The following is a 21,716-nucleotide window of genomic DNA, read 5'->3' on the forward strand; positions in this document are numbered from 1 at the left end:
CCGGCGTTCCGGGGATTTCCGGCCGGGCTCACGCTCGAGCGAACTGATCCAACTCTGCGACTCCGCCGGCCGCACGAACGGATGTCGTTCGTTACCGGGCCGCGCTCGCTTGTCCACCGCACGTGGGCTCATGAACTGTCCTAACCATTTCGGTCCCCCGTCGGGACGTCACCTGATTAGACGAGTACTTCCCCCCACCTGTCATCCCCTTTAACCCAACCGAACAGATTTTGTGGCCTAGGCCGCTTGTTTGTTGCGGCGTTTGTGGTTGGAGAGTTGGAGGAAGATCCACGCCAGCGCGGCGCCGACGATGAAGCCGCCGAGGTGGCCTTGCCAGGAGACGTTGGGGATGGCGAAGGACAGGACGGCGGTGATCGCGACGTACGCGATGATCCAGGTGATATCGAGCCCGCGGGCGCGGCTGATCACCAGCAGGGCGCCGACCAGGCCGAGGACCGCGCCGGATGCTCCGAGGGTCGCCGAACCGGGAGCCGCGAGGAGCCACACCGCGACGCTGCCGCCGAGCGCGGACAACAGGTACAGGACCGTGAAGCGGAGCCGGCCCAGCATGTGCTCGAGCGGCGGGCCCAGCTGCCAGAGCATGAACAGGTTCGAGAAGATGTGGAAGATCTGCACGTGGGTGAACGCCGACGTGAGCAGCCGCCACGGCTCGCTCTCCGTCAGCACCGGCACCATCACCAGGTCCTGCAGGATCCGCGGGCTGCCGACGTGTACGGCGATGAACACCAGCACGTTCAGCGCCATGATCGTGTACGTGACGATGCTCTGGTTGGCGCGCTGGATGCCGCCGAGTGAGGTCCTGGTCCGCGGGACCGAGCGGACTCCCTCGTTGAAGCAGGTCGGGCACTGGAAGCCGACGGCGGCGCTGTTCATGCAGGACGGGCAGATCGGCCGGTCGCAGCGCTGGCAGCGCACCCCGGCGGGCCGATCCGGGTGCCGGTAGCAGACGGTGTCGGTCACGCGGGTGCGTCCTCCCCAGGAAGCTGCGGGGCCGACGGCGTACCGGCCGGCCCCGCGGGAAAGTTGAGTGTCCAGCAAGCGCCCCAGCTCGGCGCTAGCGGCGCCTGCTGGACACTAGGCGTTCTTGCGCTCGATGACGACCTTGTTGATGACGATCGGCTCGAGCGGCCGGTCGCCGGGGGCGGTGTCGGCGGTGGCGATCGCGTCGACGACCTTCTTCGACTCGTCGTCGGCGACCTCACCGAAGATCGTGTGCTTGCGGTTCAGGTGCGGGGTCGGCACGACCGTGACGAAGAACTGCGAGCCGTTGGTGCCGTGACCGTACTGGATGCCGGCGTTGGCCATCGCGAGCAGGTACGGACGGTCGAACTGGAGCTCCGGGTGGATCTCGTCGTCGAACTGGTACCCCGGCGTGCCGGTGCCGGTGCCGAGCGGGCAGCCGCCCTGGATCATGAACCCGTCGATCACCCGGTGGAAGGTGAGGCCGTCGTAGAACGGCTTGTTGGTCGGCTGACCGGTCTGCGGGTCGGTCCACTCCTTGCTGCCGTCGGCCAGGCCGACGAAGTTGCTCACCGTCGCCGGCGCGTGGTTCGGGAACAACCTGATGACGACGTCGCCCTTGTTCGTCTGCAGGGTTGCGTAGAGCTCTTCGGCCACGGGAGTCACTCCTAGTCGGAAAATGCGGATTACACACTCGATCCTGTCATGCCGGTTCAAGAACAGGAGAAACAACCCGCCCCTCGCTCCCATCGGGCGGTTGATGTGTGGGAAAGGTGGGGTGGGGCACAGGGTTATCGGGTTGTGACGTCGTACGATGCAGATGCAGCCGGATTTGTCCAGAGCCGTAACCGGAAATTGCCCATGTCGCCGATGGGCGGGAGAGCTGTCCGCTGGGGCGGGTGGCACCGAGGAGGGAACCGTGGGTTTGAGGAAGTCCAAGGGCCGGGTCGAGGTCGCGAAGGACCGGGTCCGGCCACTCGCCGAGTCGGCGTCGGAGAAGCTCGGACCGGCCGTCGGCCAGGTCCGGGATCACCTCGGACCGGCTGTGGGCACCGCACGGGAGAAGGTGTCGCCGTACGCCGAGAAGGCCGTCGAGCGGGGCGCACACCTTGCCCACCAGGCGGTCGAGAAGGCCGGTCCGGTGCTCGACGACGCCCTCGCCAAGGTCGGCCCGGCCACCGAGCACGCGGCCGAGAAGGCCCGCGGCCGGCTGAACGACGACGTACTGCCGAAGGTCACCGCAGCGCTGGCGACCCTCGCGGCCGCCGCCGAGCCGGTCGTCGAGGAGACCGCCCGCCGGGGCAAGGCCACCAAGGCCGCACTCAAGGGCGAGCTCGAGGTGCCGAAGAAGAGCCACAAGCTCCGCAATGTGGTGCTGTTCCTGGGCCTCGGTGCGCTCGCGGCAGCAGCGGTCAAGAAGCTGCTGACCCCGCCGGAGCCGGCCTGGCAGTCCACGCCGACCAGCGGCCGCGACTACAGCTCCGCCCCGGCCGGTACGACGTCCCGCCCGGCCGACACGTCCACGTCGGCCACGTCGTCGAACGGCAAGACCGACTCCAACGGCAAGACCGACACCAAGCCGGAAGCCGCGAAGCCGGAAGCCCCGAAGGCCGAGACGAAGCCGGAGACCAAGCCGGACGCGAAGCCCGACGCCAAGGCCGACGAGGCCAAGGACGAGGTGAAGGCCGCGTCGAACGGCGCCGTGAAGAAGACCACCACCAGGAAGTCGACGGGCTCGAGCGAGTCCAAGCCCACCGAGTCCTGACTCCACCGCAACGGCGAAGGTCCCGCACCCGGCAGGGTGCGGGACCTTCGCCTGTCAGCAGTCAGTTCGGCTGCGGTTCCGCGTCGGTCTTCGCGATCGTGTAGCGGCCGGCGGACAGCAGCTGGGTGGCGTACCGATGAGTGATGCACGGGTACGTGCCGCCGCAGCTCAGGCAGACCGCGTCGTTGCGGTGCAGCCAGGGAACGACCTTGAAGCGCCTGATCCAGGTCATCGGCTCCCGGTCCGGAGCATGCATCTTCAGCGCCGCGCGAGCAGCGTCCTGGATCTCGGGGGCCGACCATTCCTCGGCGCTCTTGTCCATCAGGGCACTGAGGTCGGGGTGGAGGTGGTCAGTGGTGCGGTCTTTGTTCATTTGTATGTCTTCCAAGGCAGGTGGGAGGACGCCTTAAATCATTCGCTTCAAACGTTAGTGCCCCAGCACTCCCACCGCGCCCCGATCGGCCCCGAACGAGTGTCAGATCTTCGTCAGGTCTCAGGTCCAGAGCGTCTCGAGCGTGACCCGCGCCTCGAGCTCGAGCAGATGACGCTTGGTCGGGATCCCGCCGCCGAAGCCGACCATCTTGCCGCCGGCGCCGACGACCCGATGGCACGGCACGACGATTGCGATCGGGTTCCGGTTGCAGGCCGTCCCGACCGCGCGGGCCGCGCCGACATCGCCGACGATCTTCGCGACGTCGCCGTACGTCTGCATCTCGCCGTACGGGATCCGGGTCAGCTGGGTCCAGACCGCGCGCTCGAAGTCGGAGCCGCCGCGGACGGACAGCGGCAGCGTGAACTCCTGCAGCTCGCCGGCGAAGTACGCCTTCAGTTGCTCGGCGGCCTCGGTCAGCAGCGGGTCGCTGTCGACCGGACGGTCGGCCGCACCGAAGTGCAGCCGGCACAGCCCGGTGTCGTCGACCGCAAGGGTCAGCTCGCCGATGGGCGAATCGATCACGGACCAGCGCATGCCACCATCCTCCCGCCGGCCACCGACAGTTTCTGGCGGAAATGCGCCACCGACCGATGACGACGTGATGTTCTCGCCCGGTCACGCGGTGTTGTGCTATGTGTGATCCATGCCGAGCCAGGCGTCACAAGTACCGCTGGACCGGTGGTTCAGTTCGGAGCGGCCGATGGGCGTCAGCGCGTCGATCCTGATCGGACTGGTCACGGTCACCGCGTGGGCGACCGCATGGTCGGACTGGTACTCGTACCGCACGCTCAAGACGTACGGCGCCGACCCGGACAAACTGGACGAGGCCGACCTGATCTCCGGCTCTCTCGGCATCATCTCCGCACTCGCGCTGTTCGCGGCCGCGGCGGTGTTCATCATCTGGCTCTGGCGGGTCCGGTGGAACGCGGAGATGTTCTGCCGCGGCCAGCACCGCTTCACCCGCGGCTGGGTACTCGGCTGCTGGCTCGTCCCGGTGGTGAACCTCTGGTACCCCAAGCAGGTCGTCGACGACATCGTCGCGGCCAGCGACCCGCGGACCGACCCGCACACCCCGACGCTGAAGGAGATCCCGGGCACCCAGCTGGTCTGGGCCTGGTGGATCACCTGGGTGATCGGACTGGTCACCGGAAACATCGTGCAAAGAGGCGTTCTTGCCGGCGCGTCGCAGCTCGGAGACCTGCGGACGAACGTCATACTGTCCTCCGTCTCAGCGCTGTTCACCACCGGCGCGGCCGTGCTCGCGGTGATCCTGATCCAGCGGATCGACGAACTGCAGAGCATGCGGCCATGGGTGCCGTGGTGGGCGGTCGGGACACCGCACAACGGCTACCAACCTCCTGCGCGGTAAACCAAACCGTCACGCCCTGTCCAATGCCTCGTTACCAATGGTGATGGGCGTACGAAAAGAACACGTTAAGTCGACACCCTCCGTGCTGGGGCCGACTCCCTTGGCGTACCTACTTCGTGGTATCAATGTGGCTCGGTCATGCGGGGGCAGGACCTGGCCGAAGCGCCGAACAGACGACGGAGTTCCAGCGACGCGAGGGACGCGAGACGTGAGCCACCCGCAGGCATTATTGACTGCTGTCGACGATCAGGAAGAGTGGCAGCCGCACGCGGCTGAAGAGTTCCAGCAGGTCGGGACGGTCGGGAAGATCGCCATCGGACTGCTCGGCGCGTCGACGGTCACCCACCTGCTGTCCACCTGGTCGGACTGGAACACGTACTCCGTCGTCCACCGCTACCTCGGCGGGATGCCGAACGTCGACGACGCGGATCTCAACCGCGCCGACGCCATCGCCAAGGTCACCGCGATCCCGAACGTGGTCATCTCGGTCGCCGCCGCGGTCGTCTTCGTCATCTGGCTCTGGCGGGCCCGGGTCAACTCCGAGGTGTTCTGCCAGGCCGACCACCGCCGCAGTCACGGCTGGGTGCTGGCGAGCTGGTTCTGCCCCGGCCCGAACCTCTGGTATCCCAAGCAGATCGTCGACGACGTCTGGCTCGCCAGCGACCCGAAGACCCCTGTCTACGCCGACGACCTGCGCCGGTTCAGGACCCCTGGCCTCACCTCGGTGTGGTGGGTGGCCTGGATCGGCGCTCTCGCGTTCGACGTGGTGGTACGCCGGTTCCTGATGTGGATGGAAGCGACCGTCGGCTCGCTCCGCGGGATCGCCCTGGCCGGTACGGCGTCTCTCGTGCTGACCGCTGTCTCCGCGGTGGCCGCGACGATGGTGATCCGCAAGATCAACCACATGCAGACCACCCGCAGCTGGGTGCCGTGGTGGGACCAGGCGCCGAAGCTGAGCGCCGTCCCGTCGTACGAGGTGACCCAGGTTCCGTCGTACGCGAACGACGACACCGACGAGCAGCCCGCGATCTCCGAGCCGATCGCCGCGTCGCCGTCGATGGGTCTGGTCCGCGAGCCGCAGCCGCAGCTGCAGATGGCCGGCGGCCCGCAGGCCCCGGCCGGCAGCCCGTTCGCTCCGCAGGCGCCCGCGCCGAGTCCGTTCGCCCCGACCGCGCCGGCACAGCCCGCGCCGCAGGGCTTCCCGGGCGACGGTGCCGCCGCACCGGCCGCGTTCGCCGGTGACCCGGTGGTCGAGGAGTCGCCGAAGTGGAGCCCGTTCGCTCCGGTCGTCGAGAGCTGGCAGGACAACGACGCCGGTCCGGCGACCGAGCAGTTCAGCCCGATCGAGTCCTGGCGGGACGAGAAGCCGGCCGCGGAGACGACGTACGAGTCGCCGTCCTGGAGCGACTACCGCAGCAACGACGACGTGCTGGGTACGACGAGTACGACGAGCAGCTGGCTCGACGAGGCCGCGCCGATGACCGTCGTCCAGCCCGACCCGTACGCGTACCAGCCGCAGCAGCCCCAGCAGCCCGCCGCGGAGGAGCCGTGGGCCGCGCGCTACTCCGAGCCGTACTCGTACGAGACCGACTACACGTCCTCCCCCGTGGAGGCGCAGACCGCACCCGAGCCTGAGCCCGCGCCAGTTGCGCGCGCCGGACGCCGGGCCGCTCGGGTCGCGGTCGACAGCCCGTCGGCGATCCAGCCGGCCGTCGGGAGCCACTCCGCGCACCCTGTGGAGTCCGAGCACACCAGCTACTCGTCGTACTCCGATCACAGCGTCTACGGCCAGTCCGAGCACACGCAGCCGTCGTCGCACGTGTCGGCGTCCTCCGGGTACTACGAGCCGGCCCCGGCTCCCAGCTACCAGGAGGAGCAGGACGACTTCCTGACCCCGTCGAAGCCGCTCCCGCCGGTCCCGTCGTACGGTCCGGAGCCGACGTACTCGTCCAACAACGACGAGTACACGAGCTACGAGCCGTCGTCGTACAGCTCGGACTACTCGCCGTACAGCACGGAGTACAGCAGCAACAACTACAGCTCGAGCAACTACGAGTACGACGCCTACAACAGCAACACCGGGTCGGAGTACACGAGCACCGAGTCCTACGAGACCTACAGCCCGAACTACGCGTCGGAGTCGTACGGTTCGCAGTACTCGCCGGAGCCGGAGCAGACCGAGTACCAGCAGCAGACGCCGTACTCGTACGAGCAGCAGCAGCCGACTGAAGACCCCGAGCAGCCGACCCCGCCACGCACGCAGCCGCGCCGTGGCCGCTGGGTCTGATCTGATAGCTGTATGCGCTTAGGTTTCGCCACTCTCGGTTGTCCCGGAGCTCCGCTCGACGACGTCCTGAAGCTTGCCCAGGGCAACAAGTTCACCGGCCTCGAACTGCGGGCCGCGCCGGACGAGTTCACCCACACCGGCCTGACCGCGGCCGAGCGGCGTGAGCTGCGGACCCGGATCGAGGACGCCGGCCTGGAGATCTTCGCGGTCAGCAGCTACGTCAAGCTCTGCGCCGTCGAGGAACAACCCCTCGAAGCCCATCTCGAGCTGGCCGGAGATCTCGGCGCCCGCGGCGTCCGCGTCTTCCCCGGAGATGACCCCGGTACGACAGAATCCCCCAGCGCCGGCGAGATCCGCGCCCTCGACCGCGTCACGAGCGCACCGCGGGATGTCCCGATCCTGCTGGAGACGCACGACTCGCACTCGACCGCCCGCCAGGTCGCCGCGCTCTGCGCGCTGCTCGACGCCGACGCACCCGGCCACAACGTAAAGGTGATCTGGGACAGCTCGCACACCTGGTCGCACGGCGAGACGCTGGCCGAGTCGTTCGCGTTGCTGAAGCCGTGGCTCGACGTCGTGCAGTTCAAGCAGGCCGACTCGCAGCAGGACTACCGCCCGGTGGCGATCGACGCCGGCGACTTCCCGATCCAGGAGCTGCTGCAGGTCCTCGACGGGACCGACTACCCGCTCTCACTGGAGTGGGAGCTCAAGTGGCACCCGCAGTTGCCGTCGCTGGCGGAGACACTCCCCGCCGTTCACACCTGGCTGGGCGACGGCGAGGTCAAGTAGCGCGTGATGGTCGGGCCGAGCCAGGCCACCACCTCGTCGACGGACATGGCCACGACCGGTCGTAGTTCCAGGATGTAGCGGCAGAGCGCGAAGCCGAGTGCCTGCGTCGAGATCAACCCCGCCCGCACGGCCGGCTGGTCCACTGACGCCCGCTGGATCGCCGGCGCGAGCTGCGCGCTGAACACCTGCCGCATCCGCTCGGCCGCGGCCTCGTTGGTGACCGCGTTCCGCAGCAGGACCTTGAGCGTGTCGTCCTCTTCCCACCGCTCGACCAGGTGGCGGACGAGCACCTCACCGGCCTGCTCCAGCGGTACGTCGGTCAGATCCGGCAGCCGTACGTCGAACTCCGCTGCCGCCGCGAACAGCTTCTCCTTGCTGCCGTAGTACCGCATCACCATCGCCGGATCGATCGCCGCGTCGGCCGCGATCGCCCGGATCGTGGCCCGCTCGTACCCGTCCGCGCCGAACCGCTCCCGCGCCGCGGCCAGGATCGACGCCCGGGTCCGGTCCGACTTCTTCTCCGCCATACCCCCAGCATATGCCAACGGTTGTTGACTTTTGCCAATAGCCGTCCTACCGTAAAAGTCAACAAGCGTTGATAAAAGGTTGGAAGGAGCGACGATGACTCCGCGGAATGCAGAGGTCGTAGTGGTAGGAGCGGGCCCGGTCGGGCTCGCGGTGGCGGTCGGACTCCGGCTGCACGGGCACGACGTGGTGGTGATCGACAAGCAGGCCGAGGGCACCAACACCTCCCGGGCGTGCGTGATCCACCCGCGGACGCTGGAGGTGCTGGAGCCGCTCGGCGTGACCAAGCAGCTCGTGGACCGCGGGCTGGAGCTGGAAGACTTCTCGATCCGGGCGGGCGACCGCAAGCTGATCCCGGTCGGCTTCGAGGACCTGCCGACGCAGTACCCGTTCGTCACGATGATCCCGCAGCCGGTCACCGAGCAGGTGCTGCTCGATCGGCTCGAGGAGCTCGGCGGTTCGGTCCTCCGCCCGTACCCCGCGACCGGGCTGCTGCAGACCCCCGACGGTGCAGAGGTCACGCTCGACAACGGCGACGTGATCCAGGCGCAGTACGTCGTGGCCGCCGATGGCATGAACAGCACGATCCGCGAGCTGGCCGGACTGCGGATGCCGGGCAACACGCTGGAGCTGTCGCTGAGCCTGGTCGACATCCGCGTCGACGGCGGCCTACCGACCGACGAGGTCGGACTGTACTTCGCTGCGGCCGGACTACTCGTCGTTGCGCCGTTGCCGGACGGGAGCTTCCGTCTGGTCGCTGAGGTGCACGATGCGCCGGAGCACCCGGACATCGCGTTCGCGCAGGATCTGGTGGACGACCGCGGCCCGCGGGGCGGGCACCCGAAGGTTACCGAGCTGGTCTGGGGTTCACGCTTCCGGATCCACGAGCGGGTGGCAGACGAGTACCGGTCCGGTCGCGTGCTGCTCGCAGGCGACGCTGCGCACACGCACAGCCCGGCAGGCGGTCAGGGCATGAACCTCGGCCTCCGCGACGCCGTCGTACTCGCAGACGCACTGTCAACGGCACTGGCCGGTGACGACTCCGGCCTTGACACCTACGCCAAGAACAGCCGTGCGGAGGCGGTCCGGGTCATCGGCCTCGCGCACCGCCTGACTCGGCTGGCCAACGTCCCACGGGCGATCCGTCCGGTGCGGAACGCCGTACTCGGTCTGGCTGGTCGGGTCGGCAAGGCACAGACCGGACTGGCCAAGCAGCTCGCCGGCTTCCCGGAGCGCTAGCCGGCAGTCGATTCGCGGATCTGCAGGGTGTAAGGGACGGTGAGGTCGCGGTGGGCGGCCTCACCGTTTCCGGCGATCCGGTCCAGGAGCAGGGCGACCGCGTTGTCGGCCAGCCACTCCTTGTCCGGCGAGATCGTGGTCAGCGTCGGTGAGTGGTACCGGCCGTCCTCGATGTCGTCGAAGCCGACCACGGCGACGTCCTGCGGTACGCGCAGCCCGGCATCGGCCAGTGTCCGCAGTGCCCCGAGGGCGAGCAGGTCGTTGAAGCAGAAGACCGCGTCCGGCGGCTCCGGTAGCGCCAGTAGTTCGCGCATCGACGCGGCGCCGTCCTCCCGGTGGTAGCCGGTCCCGGCGAGCTCGAGCGCGGGGTCGTGCGGCAGACCGGCGGCCTTGAGCGCCTTCCGGTACCCCTTCCGTCGTACCGCTCCGGTGCTCGTCCCGCCGACGCCGATCGCCGCGATCCGCCGCCGTCCGATCGCGATCAGATGCGTGGTCGCGTCGCAGGACGCCTGGACCGAATCGACGGCGACCCGGTCGAACTGGCCGCCGGCCGGTCGCTCGCCGAGCAGGACGAGTGGCTTGCCGGTGTCGGCGACGGTCAGTTTGGCCGGCACGGTGGTGATCGGGGAGAAGATGATGCCGTCGATCAGCTGCCCGCGCATCCCGTCCAGCACGAACTTCTCGGCCGCTGCCTCGCCCTCGGTCTGGTCGATCAGCACGGTGATCCCGCGGCGCTTGGCGGCCCGGCTGATCTCCGCGCCGAGCTCGGCGAAGTACGGCGAGGCCATCTCCGGGATCGCCAGCGCGATGAAGTCCGAGCGGCCCTTGCGCAGGGAGCGAGCGCTGACGTTCGGCCGGTAGTCCAGGGCGGCGATCGCGGCCTCGACCTTGGCCCGGGTCCGTGCGGTGATGTGCGGGTAGTCGTTGATCACGTTCGAGACGGTCTTCACCGAAACGCCGGCCCGTGCGGCCACATCACTCAGCCTGGTCGCCATCCCGAGAACCTCCAGTCACCGGCCTGTCGCCCGAGTCTGCCACCGCGAACTCTTTACAGCGATTGTCAATCGTTGTAGACAACCACGTTAAACGTTGTAAACGACTCTGGGGAGGCCCTGTGGCTCGGCTCGTGGTGGACCCCGCCTTCGTCGTCGGCGCGCTTGACCGACGGCTGTTCGGTTCGTTCGTCGAGCACATGGGGCGGTGCGTCTACACCGGGATCTACGAGCCGGGGCATCCGCGGGCCGATGCGGACGGCTTCCGGGAGGACGTGCTGGAGTTGGTGCGGGAGCTGGGCGTGACCGCGATCCGCTACCCCGGCGGGAACTTCGTCTCGAACTACGACTGGGAGGACGGCGTCGGCCCGAAGGACCAGCGGCCGCGGCGGCTCGACCTGGCCTGGCGAGCGATCGAGCCGAACCAGTTCGGCACCGACGAGTTCGTCGCGTGGTCGCGCAAGGCCGACGTACAGCCGATCTGGGCGGTCAACCTCGGCACCCGCGGGATCCGCGAGGCCGTCGACCTGCTGCAGTACTGCAACCTCCCCGCCGGCACCGCGCTGAGCGACCAGCGCGTCGCGAACGGCAGCCCAGAGCCGCACGACATCCGGATCTGGTGCCTGGGCAACGAGATGGACGGCCCGTGGCAGATCGGCCACAAGACCGCGGACGAGTACGCGCGGCTCGCCGAGGAGACCGCGAACGCGATGCGCCGGGTCGAGCCCGGCCTCGAGTTGGTCGCCTGCGGTTCGAGCAACGCCGGCATGCCGACGTTCGGCGAGTGGGAACGCATCGTCCTCGAGCGGACGTACGACCTCGTCGACCACATCAGCCTGCACGCGTACTACGAACCTCGCGACGGCGACCAGGCGAGCTTCCTGGCCGCGGCCGAGGAGATGGACCGGATGATCTCGTCGGTGATCGCGACCGCCGACCACGTGAAGGGGCTCAAGCGCAGCGACAAGGAGCTGACGCTGTCGTTCGACGAGTGGAACGTCTGGTACCAGCAGCACTTCCCGGGCGAGCTCGGTCTCGGCATCCGTGAGGTCGGCCCGCTGATCGAGGACAGCTACACCGTCGACGCCGCGGTGGTGGTCGGCAGCCTGCTGATCACTCTGCTGCGGCACGCCGACCGGGTGAAGATTGCTTGCCTAGCGCAACTGGTCAACGTGATCGCGCCGATCCGCACCGAGCCCGGCGGTCGCGCCTGGCGGCAGACGATCTTCCACCCGTTCGCTCTGACCGCGCGGTACGCCGGTCCGACCGTGCTGCAGACCGCGATCACCGGCGGGCCGGAGATCGACACCGCCGCCTTCGGCAAGGTCCCGGCGCTGTGGAGCACAGCGACGTACGACGAGAACACCGGGGAGACCGCAATCTTCGTGGTGAACCGGAGCGAGACCGACAAGATCGACCTGGAGATCCCGGTGACCGGCCTCGAGGTCGCCGAGCATCTTGCGCTGTACGACGAGGACCGGTCCGCGGTGAACACCGCGGACCACCCGGACCGGGTCACGCCCCGGACCGTGGACGGCACCGAGATCGTCGACGGTGTCTGCACCGCCACGCTGCCACCGGCTTCGTGGCATTTGATCCGCTTGAGTTGAAGGGACCGCCCTGTGCCTTCGAAACGACTGCTCGCCACAGCACTTGCTGTCGTCGCAGTAGCGGCCGGTATGTCGCCTGCTACTGCGGCGCCGGTCGTGACCACCACCAACCCGATCACGTCCAGCTTCGCCGACTCCTTCGCCGACCCGTCGATCATCCAGGGCCGCGACGGCTACTGGTACGCGTACGCCACCTCCGACCCACTTGTTGCCAACGGCCCGTTCGGCCTGATGCACATAGCCCGGACCAAGGACTTCAGCTCGTGGGAGTACCTCGGCACGGTCTTCAACGACCAGACCAAGCCCGCCTGGGCCGCCCCCGGTTCGTTCTTCTGGGCGCCCGACATCCGGTACTTCGGCGGCCGGTACGTCATGTACTTCACCGTCACCGACACGCTGGCCAACCCCGGCGGCGATCCGGCCATCGGCGTCGCCACCGCGCCGACGCCCGCCGGACCCTGGACCGCTGGTGACGGTCCGGTGGTCGCACCACGCCCGGATGGCTCCGGAGGCTACCTCGGCACGATCGACCCGGCGATGCTGACCGCCGCGGACGGCAAGCGCTACCTCTACTACGGCGGCTTCTACGGCGGCATCTCCGTGACGGAGCTGAGCGCCGACGGCCTGCACGCGGTCGGCACCCCTACGCAGGTCACGATCGGCGACCGCTACGAAGGCTCGTACGTCGTTTACCGCGACGGCTGGTACTACTTCATGGGCTCGTCGATGAACTGCTGCGCCGGCCCGACCACCGGGTACTCCGTCTTCGCCGGCCGGTCCCGCTCCCCGCGCGGTCCGTTCGTGGACGCCGACGGCGCGAAGCTCACCGACTCGCGTGTCGGCGGCACGACGGTCATCACGCAGAACGGCAACAAGTGGATCGGTCCGGGACACCACGCATTCATCACGGACGCGGCCGGGCAGGACCACATCGTTTACCACGCGATCGACCGCGGCACGCCGTGGCTGACCGACCCGTTCGGTATCAACCGCCGGCCGATGCTGATCGACAACATCGACTGGATCAACGGCTGGCCGCGGACCAACGCCGGCGCCGGGCCGTCCGAAGGCCCGGTCCCTGCACCGACGACCGGGTCATCGTTGGGCATCGACTCCGCCAACCCCGCGGCTGGTCTTGCCGGCGCAACCGCCAACCCCGGCGACTCGGTCGGCGGGCCTACCGCGTCCATCCAAGGCGCCGCGCAAACCCGCGCCTCCGCACCGGGTGGGTCTCTCCGCGTCGAAGCGGACGTCAAGCTGGGCTCGTCTTTCACCACTGTCCTGGGCAATCAGGTGGTCGCGACTGTTGCGAACAACCGACTGACGCTCGCGGCGGGCCGCCGTACGACGTCCGTCAATCTGCCGGCCGACTTCGACCGCACGCAGTGGAACAATCTGTCGGTGCAGGTGAGCGGATCCGGCGTGACGGCACGACTGAATGACGCCGGCCTGGGCGATGTCTATGCGGAGGCGCGGCTGCCTGGGCTGACGTTGCGGCCTGCGCCGGTGCGGTGGCTCGGGACGGCCGAAGTGGACAACCTGACCGTGCGACCGGTTGCCAAGCCGGTGACGAAGCTGGCTTCTGTGCCGCGGACCGGGAAGTTGCTCGCCGGTGACGACTTCAACTGGGCGCTCGGGGCGGACTGGTCCTGGGTGCGTCGGGACGACAAGGCAACAGTTGCTGACGGCAACCTCAGCTGGCCGTTGGAGAACGCCGACATGGTGGGCAGCGGCAACAACGCCGGCCTCCTCCTGCACGCGACGCCGGCCGGGAAGAGCTGGATCGCCGAGACCAAGCTGCACCTCGACACCGGCATCGACGACGTACGCAACTATCAACAGGCCGGCATGATCGTCTACCTCAACGACGACGACTTCGCCCGGCTCGGCGACGTCGCGATCTGGAAGACCCGGCAGACGGAGTACGGGCGCGAGTTGGTGGCACGCCCGTCCGACGGCGCCACGTCGTACGGCGCTGCCGCGATCGGCCGGACCGCGCCGACGATGTGGATGCGGATCGCGTACCACGAGAACCCCGCCGGCGAACACGTCTACCAAGCCGCCACCTCGGTCGACGGCAAGAACTGGACCTGGGGCGCCTCCTGGGTCCTCCCGGCCGCCGCACGCGTAGGCCTCTACGCCCACGGCGAGTTCACCGGCGCCAACCCACCGCCGACCGCAACCTTCGACTACCTGAAGTTCTACGAGAGTAAATAGATGTTCTCCAATCCGGTGTACGACGGCAGCTTCGCGGATCCGCAGATTATTGCGGTGGGCAACGAGTACTTCGCCTTTGCGACGAATGGGCCGCTCGGGAACGTGCAGACGTTGACGTCGACGGATCTCGTGTCGTGGCAGCAGGTCGGTGATGCGCTGCCGTCGTTGGCGGATTGGACGGCGCCCGGGAAGGTGTGGGCGCCCGAGGTCGCCGTGCACGCGGCGGACCGGTACGTCATGTACTACACGACGCGCGACCTCGCATCCGGCCACCAGTGCATCGGCGTCGCGGTCGCATCCACGCCCCAAGGTCCATATGTCGACAAATCTCCACGACCGTTCATCAGTCAGGCCGACGAGGGCGGCTCGATCGACGCATCCCCGTTCCAGGACTCGACCGGCCGCCGCTGGCTGTACTGGAAGAACGACGGCAACGCGATCGACGTGGACACCTGGATCTACGTCTCCGAACTCACCGCCGACGGCCTCACGCTGACCGGCCCCACCCATCGCCTGATCAAGCAAGACCTCCCCTGGGAGGGCAATCTCGTCGAGGCCCCGTACATGGTCGAACGCAACGGCAAGTTCCACCTCTTCTACTCCGGCAACGCCTTCGACAAAGCCACGTACGCCGTCGGCCACGCCCTCTGCGAAACCCTCACCGGCCCCTGCACCAAGTCCGGCGACCCCATCCTCTCGACCTCCCCCGACGCCGCCGGCCCAGGCCACAACATGGTCCTCGGCAACTGGTTCGTCTACCACGCCTGGGACCCCACCCAACCCGGCACCGACCCCAAAGGCCGCACCATGTGGCTCTCCCAACTCACCTGGACCAACGACACCCCAACCGTCCAACCGCCGCTACGCAATAACCCCGCTGAGCTCTGACGCTCAGCAGCTCTCCTTCGTATCGTGCTTGGTGGGGAGAGAGGGGGAGGGCAAATGTCCCGACCACGCACGACACGTGCCGGCCTCGCAGCCGGCGCAGCACTTCTTCTCATGACGGCGCTACTGCCGCCCGCACAAGCCGCCACGACCACCGCGGCGGTGACCTGCACGATCGACATCGGCTCGGTGACCGCGACCGGAGACCACACCTACCGGGAGATCAGCGCCACCAACCCGCCAACCGTTCAAGCGCTCCCGAACCGAGCCGGGCTGGGGGTCTATCCGCCCGGCAGCGTGCGGCTCAGCTCGACGTTCGTCGACCAGCCCGAGTTCGGTCAATGGTTCGCGGTCGGTTGGGTGATCCAAGGTGATGTGCTGTCACGTAGCAGCTACGTGCTGCAGCCGCCGGCCGGATACCTCGATCCGCCGCAGCTGATCCGGATCGGTGGCGGATGGACCGCGTTCAGGTTCCTCGACGAGAATGCCTACGTTCCGGTGCAGCACGGGCAGACGCTGCGAACCTCGGCGTACGGGTTGAGGAGCGACGGCACGCTCTTCCGGTGGCGGGTGGACGGTCTCGTCTGGCGACGGTCGGGAGAAGCAGCGGGGTTCTCCGCCGTGAAGACGATGGCGCTGATCAGCAAGACCGCGACGTACGACACGTTCCTTGCGAACACGCGTGGCGGTGCGCTCTACACGATCCGCATCCCGGTGAGCTCGGCGATGAAGCCTGTCGTCACACGCGTGCGCACCACGACCTGGCAGGTGTTCGAGACGCTGGCTGCCGCCAAGTGTGGCAACACCGGCCGTCTCCTGCTCGGGATCGACAAGAACAGCGCCTCCGGATACCTGTACGCCGTGGGTCACGCCAACGGTCTGGCGACGGTCATCAAGGGACTCGGCAAGGTCCCGCTGACGTTCGGCGATCCGGTCGATTTCCGGTGGCGATTCGACTTCGATCCGATGAACGGCGACTGACACAACATTCCGCCCCGAACGCGCATCAAGGTCAACAAAGCTCCGAGACCGGGAGGGACCTTGAAGCGTCGGAGGATAGTCAGTGCACTGGCCGGCGCGGCGGCGTTGAGCGCCGCCGCGTTGGCGCCGCACGCGTACGCCGCGGATACCGCGACACGTGCTGCGGCTGAGGCTTGTTGGATGAATCCGGGGTCGGTTACGCCTGCGGGGGTGCAGACCGGGTTCAAGGTCACTGCTGGGACGCCGCCGGTGATGACGGTGCCCAATACCGACATTCCGCCGGTGTTTCCGGCGGGGAAGGTTCGGTTGAGTTCTTCGTTCGAGGTGGAGCCGAGTGTGGCGGGGGCGGATCACTCGGGGTATGTGGTGGAGGGGGACGCGCTCTACGCGCGGTACTACAACCTCAATGAAGGCACCGATGTCACCACGCGGATCGGTGGGGGGTGGACGAACTTCACGGCGCTCGAGGTTGCGCATTTCGAGCAGGGTAAGGCGTTTCACTCGAACGGGTACGGGCTGCGAAACGACGGGACGTTGTTCCGGTGGACGGTCGGTACCGGGTGGCGGAGTACGGGATCGGCGAGCGGGTTCGCGTCGGTCAAGACGATGGCGTTGATCAGCAAGACGGCGACGTACGACACCTTCCTCGCCAACACCCGCGGCGGGGCGCTCTACACGATCCGCATCCCGGTCAGCTCGCCGATGAAGCCGATCGTCACCAAGGTGCGCGCCGGCACCTGGCAGGGCTTCGAGACGATGGTCGCGCAGAAGTGCGGCAACTACGGCACGCTGCTGCTCGGGATCGACAAGGACACCGGCTCCGGCTACCTGTACGCCGTCGGGCACGCGAACGGCACGTCCACGGTGATCAACAGCCTCGGCAAGGTCAACGGCACTTTCCCGGACCCGGTGTACTTCCGCTGGGGTCCGGTCTTCTATCTCGACCCACTCAACGGAGACTGACGTGCTGCTGACAGCAATCCTCGCAACTGCGGCCTGCTCGCTCGCCCCCGGATCCGTGCTCGACAGCGGAACCCAGGACAACGGCGGCATCACGGTCGGCTACCCAGCCCGGACCGTCGGCCTGCCCGGGCCCATCTTCGGCGTCTTCGCGCCAGGAGCCGTCCGGTTCAGTACGACGTTCACCAGCGACGCGTCCAACCTGGGCGCCACGAACGAGGGCTGGGTCGTACAAGGCGACTCGTTGTACTACCGCACCTACTCGATCGACACGATGAACGAGTTCGTCCCCGGCCTGCCGAACCTGACGCAGCGGATCGGCGGCGGCTGGTCGAACTTCAGCTCGCTCGAGGTTTCCCAGACCACCGCCCGTACGACGGCGTACGGACTCCGCAACGACGGCACCCTGGTCCGCTGGTCGGTCATCGGCAACACCTGGCGCAGTACCGGATCGGCAACCGGGTTCGCGGCGGTGAAGTCGATGGCGTTGATCAGCAAGACCGCGACGTACGACACGTTCCTCGCGAACACCCGCGGCGGGGCGCTCTACACCATCCACATCCCGACCGCGGCATCGATGAAGCCGATCGTGAAGCCGGTCCGCACCAAGACCTGGCAGGGCTTCGAGAAGCTGCTCGCGAGCAAGTGCGGCAACTACGGCACGCTGCTCGTCGGCATCGACAAGGACACCAAGACCGCACACACGTACGCCGTTGGCCGCGCCAACGGTACTGCCACGGTGATCAGCCACGTCAGCTCGTCCGCCGGCAGCTACAAGGCACCGGTGTACTTCCGCTGGGGCAGCACACCGGACATCGACCCGCTCAACGGCGAGTAAGCACCTCGGTCAGGATCGTCAGGGCGCGGTGGAGGTCGGACGTCGACGGCGTCGCGTACCCAATCACCAGCCCTGGCGGTCCTGCCACGGAGCGTCGGTACTCCGACAGCGGCGCCACGACCACACCCGCCTCCCGAGCCGCGGCTGCGATCCGGAGATCGTCCGCGTCGTCGGGCAGCAGCAGCGTGATGTGCAGCCCGGCGTCCTGGCCGATGACCTGACCGTACGGCGACAACACCGCGACCGTGTGCGTACGGCGATCCGCGTACAGGCGGCGACCGCGGCGTACGGCCTGGTCGAGGTAGCCGTCGCGGAGCATGGCGAGCATAGCGGCCTGCATCGGCCACCCGGGCCAGTCTCCGGAGTCGGCGCGGAACGCGGCGAGGCGATCGACCGTCTCCTCGGACGCCACCAGCCAGCCCAGACGGAGCGCGGGGCTGATCGTCTTCGACAGCGTGCCGAGATGGACGACGCGCTCCAGGTCGAGTTGGGCCAGCGCGGGCAGCGGCGCGACGTCGTACCGGAACTCGCTGTCGTAGTCGTCCTCGATCAGCTGTGCACCGGTCCGGCGCGCCCAGCGGATCAGTTCGTTGCGTCGGGCAACGGGAAGCCGGCCGCCGAGCGGGTACTGGTGCGACGGCGTGACGTAGACCGCGGCTGCGTCGTCCGTCAACGCGCCGACCTGCAGACCGTCCTCGTCGACCGGGACGTCGACGATCTCGAGCCGGTGGTCGCGGGCGGCGACCACTGCGTTGAGATAGCCCGGATCCTCGATCGCGATCCGGTCGCCGGCCTGCCGGGTCACGGTGAGCAGCAGGCGCAGTCCGTGCACGGTGCCGTTGGTGACGAGCACGTTCTCCGGTCCGCAGGCGATCCCCCGGACCCTGCCGACGTGGTCCGCGAGTGCGGCGCGGAGTGCGGGGAGCCCGGCCGCGTCGTCGTACCCGCCGGGCGGGGACTGCGTGGACACCTCACGCCAGGCACGCCGCCAGCCCGCGTCGGGTGTCGGGGCGATGTACGGGATGCCGGGCCGGAGCGTCAGCAGCTTGGCGTCGGGATTCGCCGGGTGCGGCGTGTGCCGTCGTACGGCGGGCTGCAGCGGGACGACGTCCGTGACGAAGGTGCCGGCGCCGGTGCGGCCCTCGATCCAGCCCTCGGCGTGGAGCTGGTCGTACGCCGCCTGCGTCACGGACCGCGAGACCGAGAGGTCCCGGGCGAGGTCGCGGGTCGACGGGAGCCGGTGGCCTGCCTGGAGCCGGCCGTCCAGGACGGCGGCGCGGAACTGCTCCGCCAGCTGCAGGTGCAGCGGGAGCCCGGCGTTGCGGTCGATGGTCAGCGGGAGCGAGCTCTCCACGAATGGACTACCTGATTCGTGCGGGAATGGACCGTGCCAGCATGCCACTCCGGCGCCAACCTGGTGACATGACCAGTCCATTGCAGCCGACCGCCCGGACCCAACTCCGCCGCTCGAAGGAACGCGCCGGCACCGATCGCGAGGCGTTGTACGACGTACTGCTCGACGGCATGTTCTGCCATCTGGGCGTCGTGGTCGACGGCGATCCGCTCGTACTGCCGACGGCGTACGGCGTGGATCTGGATCGCGGGCCGGACGGGACGTTGTACCTGCACGGCTCGGTCGCCGCCCGCAGCATGGTCGCGGCGCCGGAGCAGACGATCTGCGTGACCATCACGCACACGGACGGCCTGGTGCTGGCGCGGTCCGCGTTCCACCACTCGGTGAACTACCGGTCCGCGGTCATCTTCGGCGTACCGCGGCTGATCACCGACCCTGACGAGAAGCTGCACGGGCTCAACCGGATCGTCGACCATCTCGTCCCCGGCCGGTCCACCGCCGTACGGCCGCCGAACCGCAAGGAGCTGGCCAAGACATCGGTCCTCGCCCTCTCGCTCACCGAAGCCTCGGTGAAGACCCGCAACGGACCCGCCAACGACGAGGAGCAGGACCTCGACCTGCCCTACTGGACAGGCGTGATCCCGCTCCACGTCGTCGCCGGCGAACCGGAGAACAACCCTGACTGCGACCTCCTGGTGCCCGCCCACGTCCGCACCCGCGCGAACCTGATGGGCGCACCGTCCTAGGCCACCGTCCCCTTGTTGTAGTTCTTCTGGGCCCAGAAGTAGCCGACGATCGCGATCGCGGCGCACCAGGCGACGGCGAGCCAGCCGTCGCCGCTGTCCATCGGCGTACCCAGCAGCAGGTGCCGCAGGGTGTTGATGATCGGGGTGAACGGCTGGTACTCCGCGAACCACCGGATGCCGCTCGGCATCGCGTCCAGCGGGATGAACGTGTTGCTGAGGAAGGGCAGCAGCAGGGCGATCGGCAGGACCACGTTGCTCGCGGCCTCCGGCGTCTTGCTGGTCAGGCCCAGGGCGATAGCGAACCAGGTCAGCCCGATGGTCACCGCGATCAGCAATGCGGCCGCGAGCAGCCAGTCAACCACCGACGCGTTCGGACGGAACCCGATCAGGACGGCGAAGCCGACCACCAGGGCCAGGCTCGCGATCGTCAGGATCACGTTGCCCAGCACGTGCCCGGTCAGCACGGCCGGCCGGAAGATCGCCATCGTCCGGAACCGGGCCACGATCCCCTCGGTCATGTCCATGCAGACCGCGACCGCCGGCGACATCGTCCCGGACGCGATCGACATCAGCAGGATTCCCGGGGTGAGGAAGTTGATGTAGTTGCCTCGTCCGCCCCCGCCGCCGAGACCGTTCGCGAACGTGTCGCCGAAGATCAGGCCGAACAGCAGGATCATGATCACCGGCATCCCGAGGGCGCCGAGGGACAGGCCCGGGTACCGCTGGGCGTGCCGTAGGTTGCGACGGAGCATGGTGCCGGTGTCTTGCAGTGCGTAGCTCATTTCGCGGCAACTTTCTCGGTGGGCTGACCGGTGACGGCGAAGAAGACGTCATCCAGGTCGGGCGTGTGGACGGTGAGTTCGTCGACCTCGAGCGAGGCGTCGTCGATCCGGCCCAGCAGGTCGCGCAGCGCGTGCACGCTGCCGTCGTTCGGCACCTGCAGGACCAGCGATTCGTGATTCGGTACGGCGGTCGGCAGCACCTGCCCCGCGAGCGCGAACGCGTCCGGCGAGGTGAACCGGAGCCGGATGTGCCCGCCGGGTGCGAGCCGCTTCAGCTCCTCCGGCGTACCTTGGGCGACCAGTCGTCCGTGGTCGAGGACCGCGATCCGGTCGGCCAGTTCGTCGGCCTCGTCCAGGTACTGCGTCGTGAGCAGGACCGTGACGCCGCTGGCGACCAGCTCGCGGATCATCGTCCACATGCTGTGCCGGCTGCGCGGGTCGAGACCGGTGGTCGGCTCGTCCAGGAAGATGATCTGCGGGCGGCCGACCAGCGTCATGGCGAGATCGAGCCGGCGCTTCATGCCGCCGGAGTACGTCATCGCCAGCTTCTTGCCGGCCTCGACCAGGTCGAACTGCTCCAGCAGCTCGTCGGCCCGGAGCCGGGCTTCCTGCTTGCCGAGGTGGTACAGGTCGGCCATCAGGATCAGGTTCTCCCGGCCGGTCATCAGGCCGTCGACCGCGGAGAACTGGCCGGTGACGCCGATCGCGGCGCGGACCGCCTCGGGGTTGCGGTGCAGGTCGTGGCCGGCCACCCGGATCTCGCCGGCGTCGGCGGTGGCAAGGGTGGACAGGATCTGTACCACCGTGGTCTTGCCGGCGCCGTTCGGGCCGAGCAGGGAAAAGATGGTGCCTTCGGCAACGTTCAGGTCGATGCCGTCGAGCACGAGTTTCTCGCCGTAGGACTTGCGCAGTCCGGTGACGTCGATCGCAGCTGACATGACTGTTCCTCGTCTGTTTCCGGGC

General features: G+C 68.2%; 21 protein-coding genes. 12 read left to right on the forward strand and 9 right to left on the reverse strand.

Going from position 1 to position 21,716, the window contains the following annotated elements; translation table 11 throughout:
• Positions 1-237 precede the first annotated feature (237 nt).
• Both ACFWUU_RS28325 and ACFWUU_RS28330 read right to left on the reverse strand, forming a co-directional pair.
• Positions 238-981: a rhomboid family intramembrane serine protease gene (locus tag ACFWUU_RS28325; RefSeq protein ID WP_380179745.1), complete on the reverse strand. Its 744-nt coding sequence runs from the start codon at positions 979-981 to the stop codon at positions 238-240.
• 114 nt (positions 982-1,095) lie between these two features.
• Positions 1,096-1,638, reverse strand: a complete 543-nt coding sequence (locus ACFWUU_RS28330; RefSeq protein WP_134106408.1) for a peptidylprolyl isomerase — start codon at positions 1,636-1,638, stop codon at positions 1,096-1,098.
• 262 nt (positions 1,639-1,900) lie between these two features.
• On the opposite strand from ACFWUU_RS28330, the gene ACFWUU_RS28335 reads away from it, so the two are divergent.
• Complete coding sequence (locus tag ACFWUU_RS28335; protein ID WP_380179747.1) at positions 1,901-2,746, forward strand: hypothetical protein; 846 nt, start codon at positions 1,901-1,903, stop codon at positions 2,744-2,746.
• A 61-nt stretch (positions 2,747-2,807) separates the two neighbouring features.
• Here the strand turns inward: ACFWUU_RS28335 and ACFWUU_RS28340 are convergent, their stop codons facing one another.
• Positions 2,808-3,119, reverse strand: coding sequence for a hypothetical protein (locus tag ACFWUU_RS28340; RefSeq protein ID WP_380179749.1), 312 nt, complete (start codon positions 3,117-3,119; stop codon positions 2,808-2,810).
• Positions 3,120-3,239: 120 nt separating this feature from the next.
• Complete coding sequence (locus tag ACFWUU_RS28345) at positions 3,240-3,713, reverse strand: methylated-DNA--[protein]-cysteine S-methyltransferase (RefSeq protein WP_380179751.1); 474 nt, start codon at positions 3,711-3,713, stop codon at positions 3,240-3,242.
• A 109-nt stretch (positions 3,714-3,822) separates the two neighbouring features.
• Here ACFWUU_RS28345 and ACFWUU_RS28350 point away from each other — a divergent pair, with 109 nt between their 5' ends.
• From ACFWUU_RS28350 to ACFWUU_RS28360, 3 genes are all read left to right on the forward strand, one after another.
• A complete protein-coding gene (locus tag ACFWUU_RS28350) occupies positions 3,823-4,548 on the forward strand; it encodes a DUF4328 domain-containing protein (protein WP_380179753.1) in 726 nt (241 codons plus the stop codon).
• A gap of 208 nt (positions 4,549-4,756) precedes the next feature.
• Positions 4,757-6,835 carry a DUF4328 domain-containing protein gene (locus ACFWUU_RS28355; RefSeq protein WP_380179755.1) on the forward strand — a complete coding sequence of 693 codons (2,079 nt, stop codon included), beginning with the start codon at positions 4,757-4,759 and terminating at the stop codon, positions 6,833-6,835.
• A 12-nt stretch (positions 6,836-6,847) separates the two neighbouring features.
• On the forward strand, positions 6,848-7,624 hold the full coding sequence (locus tag ACFWUU_RS28360) for a sugar phosphate isomerase/epimerase family protein (RefSeq protein ID WP_380179757.1): 777 nt from the start codon (positions 6,848-6,850) through the stop codon (positions 7,622-7,624).
• Here ACFWUU_RS28360 and ACFWUU_RS28365 read toward each other — a convergent pair.
• Positions 7,591-8,151, reverse strand: a complete 561-nt coding sequence (locus tag ACFWUU_RS28365; protein ID WP_380179758.1) for a TetR family transcriptional regulator — start codon at positions 8,149-8,151, stop codon at positions 7,591-7,593. The genes ACFWUU_RS28360 and ACFWUU_RS28365 overlap by 34 nt on opposite strands.
• Positions 8,152-8,245: 94 nt before the next feature.
• Between ACFWUU_RS28365 and ACFWUU_RS28370 the strand changes: the two genes are divergently transcribed.
• Entirely contained in the window at positions 8,246-9,388 is a 1,143-nt protein-coding gene (locus ACFWUU_RS28370; protein ID WP_380179761.1) for an FAD-dependent oxidoreductase, read from the forward strand.
• Here ACFWUU_RS28370 and ACFWUU_RS28375 read toward each other — a convergent pair.
• On the reverse strand, positions 9,385-10,383 hold the full coding sequence (locus ACFWUU_RS28375; protein WP_380179764.1) for a LacI family DNA-binding transcriptional regulator: 999 nt from the start codon (positions 10,381-10,383) through the stop codon (positions 9,385-9,387). The two genes, ACFWUU_RS28370 and ACFWUU_RS28375, sit on opposite strands and share 4 nt — an antisense overlap.
• Positions 10,384-10,502: 119 nt before the next feature.
• Between ACFWUU_RS28375 and ACFWUU_RS28380 the strand changes: the two genes are divergently transcribed.
• From ACFWUU_RS28380 to ACFWUU_RS28405, 6 genes are read left to right on the forward strand one after another with little or no spacing between them, the layout of a single operon-like run.
• Positions 10,503-11,990 carry an alpha-N-arabinofuranosidase gene (locus ACFWUU_RS28380; protein WP_380179766.1) on the forward strand — a complete coding sequence of 496 codons (1,488 nt, stop codon included), beginning with the start codon at positions 10,503-10,505 and terminating at the stop codon, positions 11,988-11,990.
• A gap of 12 nt (positions 11,991-12,002) precedes the next feature.
• Entirely contained in the window at positions 12,003-14,207 is a 2,205-nt protein-coding gene (locus tag ACFWUU_RS28385) for a family 43 glycosylhydrolase (protein WP_380179768.1), read from the forward strand.
• Positions 14,208-15,095 carry a glycoside hydrolase family 43 protein gene (locus tag ACFWUU_RS28390; protein WP_380179771.1) on the forward strand — a complete coding sequence of 296 codons (888 nt, stop codon included), beginning with the start codon at positions 14,208-14,210 and terminating at the stop codon, positions 15,093-15,095.
• Positions 15,096-15,149: 54 nt separating this feature from the next.
• Entirely contained in the window at positions 15,150-16,073 is a 924-nt protein-coding gene (locus ACFWUU_RS28395) for a hypothetical protein (protein WP_380179773.1), read from the forward strand.
• Positions 16,074-16,133: 60 nt separating this feature from the next.
• Positions 16,134-17,036, forward strand: a complete 903-nt coding sequence (locus tag ACFWUU_RS28400; RefSeq protein ID WP_380179775.1) for a hypothetical protein — start codon at positions 16,134-16,136, stop codon at positions 17,034-17,036.
• A 1-nt stretch (position 17,037) separates the two neighbouring features.
• Entirely contained in the window at positions 17,038-17,871 is an 834-nt protein-coding gene (locus ACFWUU_RS28405) for a hypothetical protein (protein ID WP_380179777.1), read from the forward strand.
• Here the strand turns inward: ACFWUU_RS28405 and ACFWUU_RS28410 are convergent.
• Positions 17,858-19,225 carry a PLP-dependent aminotransferase family protein gene (locus tag ACFWUU_RS28410; protein WP_380179779.1) on the reverse strand — a complete coding sequence of 456 codons (1,368 nt, stop codon included), beginning with the start codon at positions 19,223-19,225 and terminating at the stop codon, positions 17,858-17,860. The genes ACFWUU_RS28405 and ACFWUU_RS28410 overlap by 14 nt on opposite strands.
• Positions 19,226-19,293: 68 nt before the next feature.
• Here ACFWUU_RS28410 and ACFWUU_RS28415 point away from each other — a divergent pair, with 68 nt between their 5' ends.
• On the forward strand, positions 19,294-19,971 hold the full coding sequence (locus tag ACFWUU_RS28415; protein ID WP_380179781.1) for a pyridoxamine 5'-phosphate oxidase family protein: 678 nt from the start codon (positions 19,294-19,296) through the stop codon (positions 19,969-19,971).
• Here the strand turns inward: ACFWUU_RS28415 and ACFWUU_RS28420 are convergent.
• Complete coding sequence (locus ACFWUU_RS28420) at positions 19,968-20,753, reverse strand: ABC transporter permease (protein ID WP_137255841.1); 786 nt, start codon at positions 20,751-20,753, stop codon at positions 19,968-19,970. The two genes, ACFWUU_RS28415 and ACFWUU_RS28420, sit on opposite strands and share 4 nt — an antisense overlap.
• Complete coding sequence (locus tag ACFWUU_RS28425; RefSeq protein ID WP_380179783.1) at positions 20,750-21,691, reverse strand: ATP-binding cassette domain-containing protein; 942 nt, start codon at positions 21,689-21,691, stop codon at positions 20,750-20,752. The genes ACFWUU_RS28420 and ACFWUU_RS28425 overlap by 4 nt, the downstream gene beginning before the upstream one ends.
• Positions 21,692-21,716 lie beyond the last annotated feature (25 nt).

This window comes from Kribbella sp. NPDC058693 (assembly GCF_042715335.1).
Taxonomy (GTDB): domain Bacteria; phylum Actinomycetota; class Actinomycetes; order Propionibacteriales; family Kribbellaceae; genus Kribbella; species Kribbella jiaozuonensis.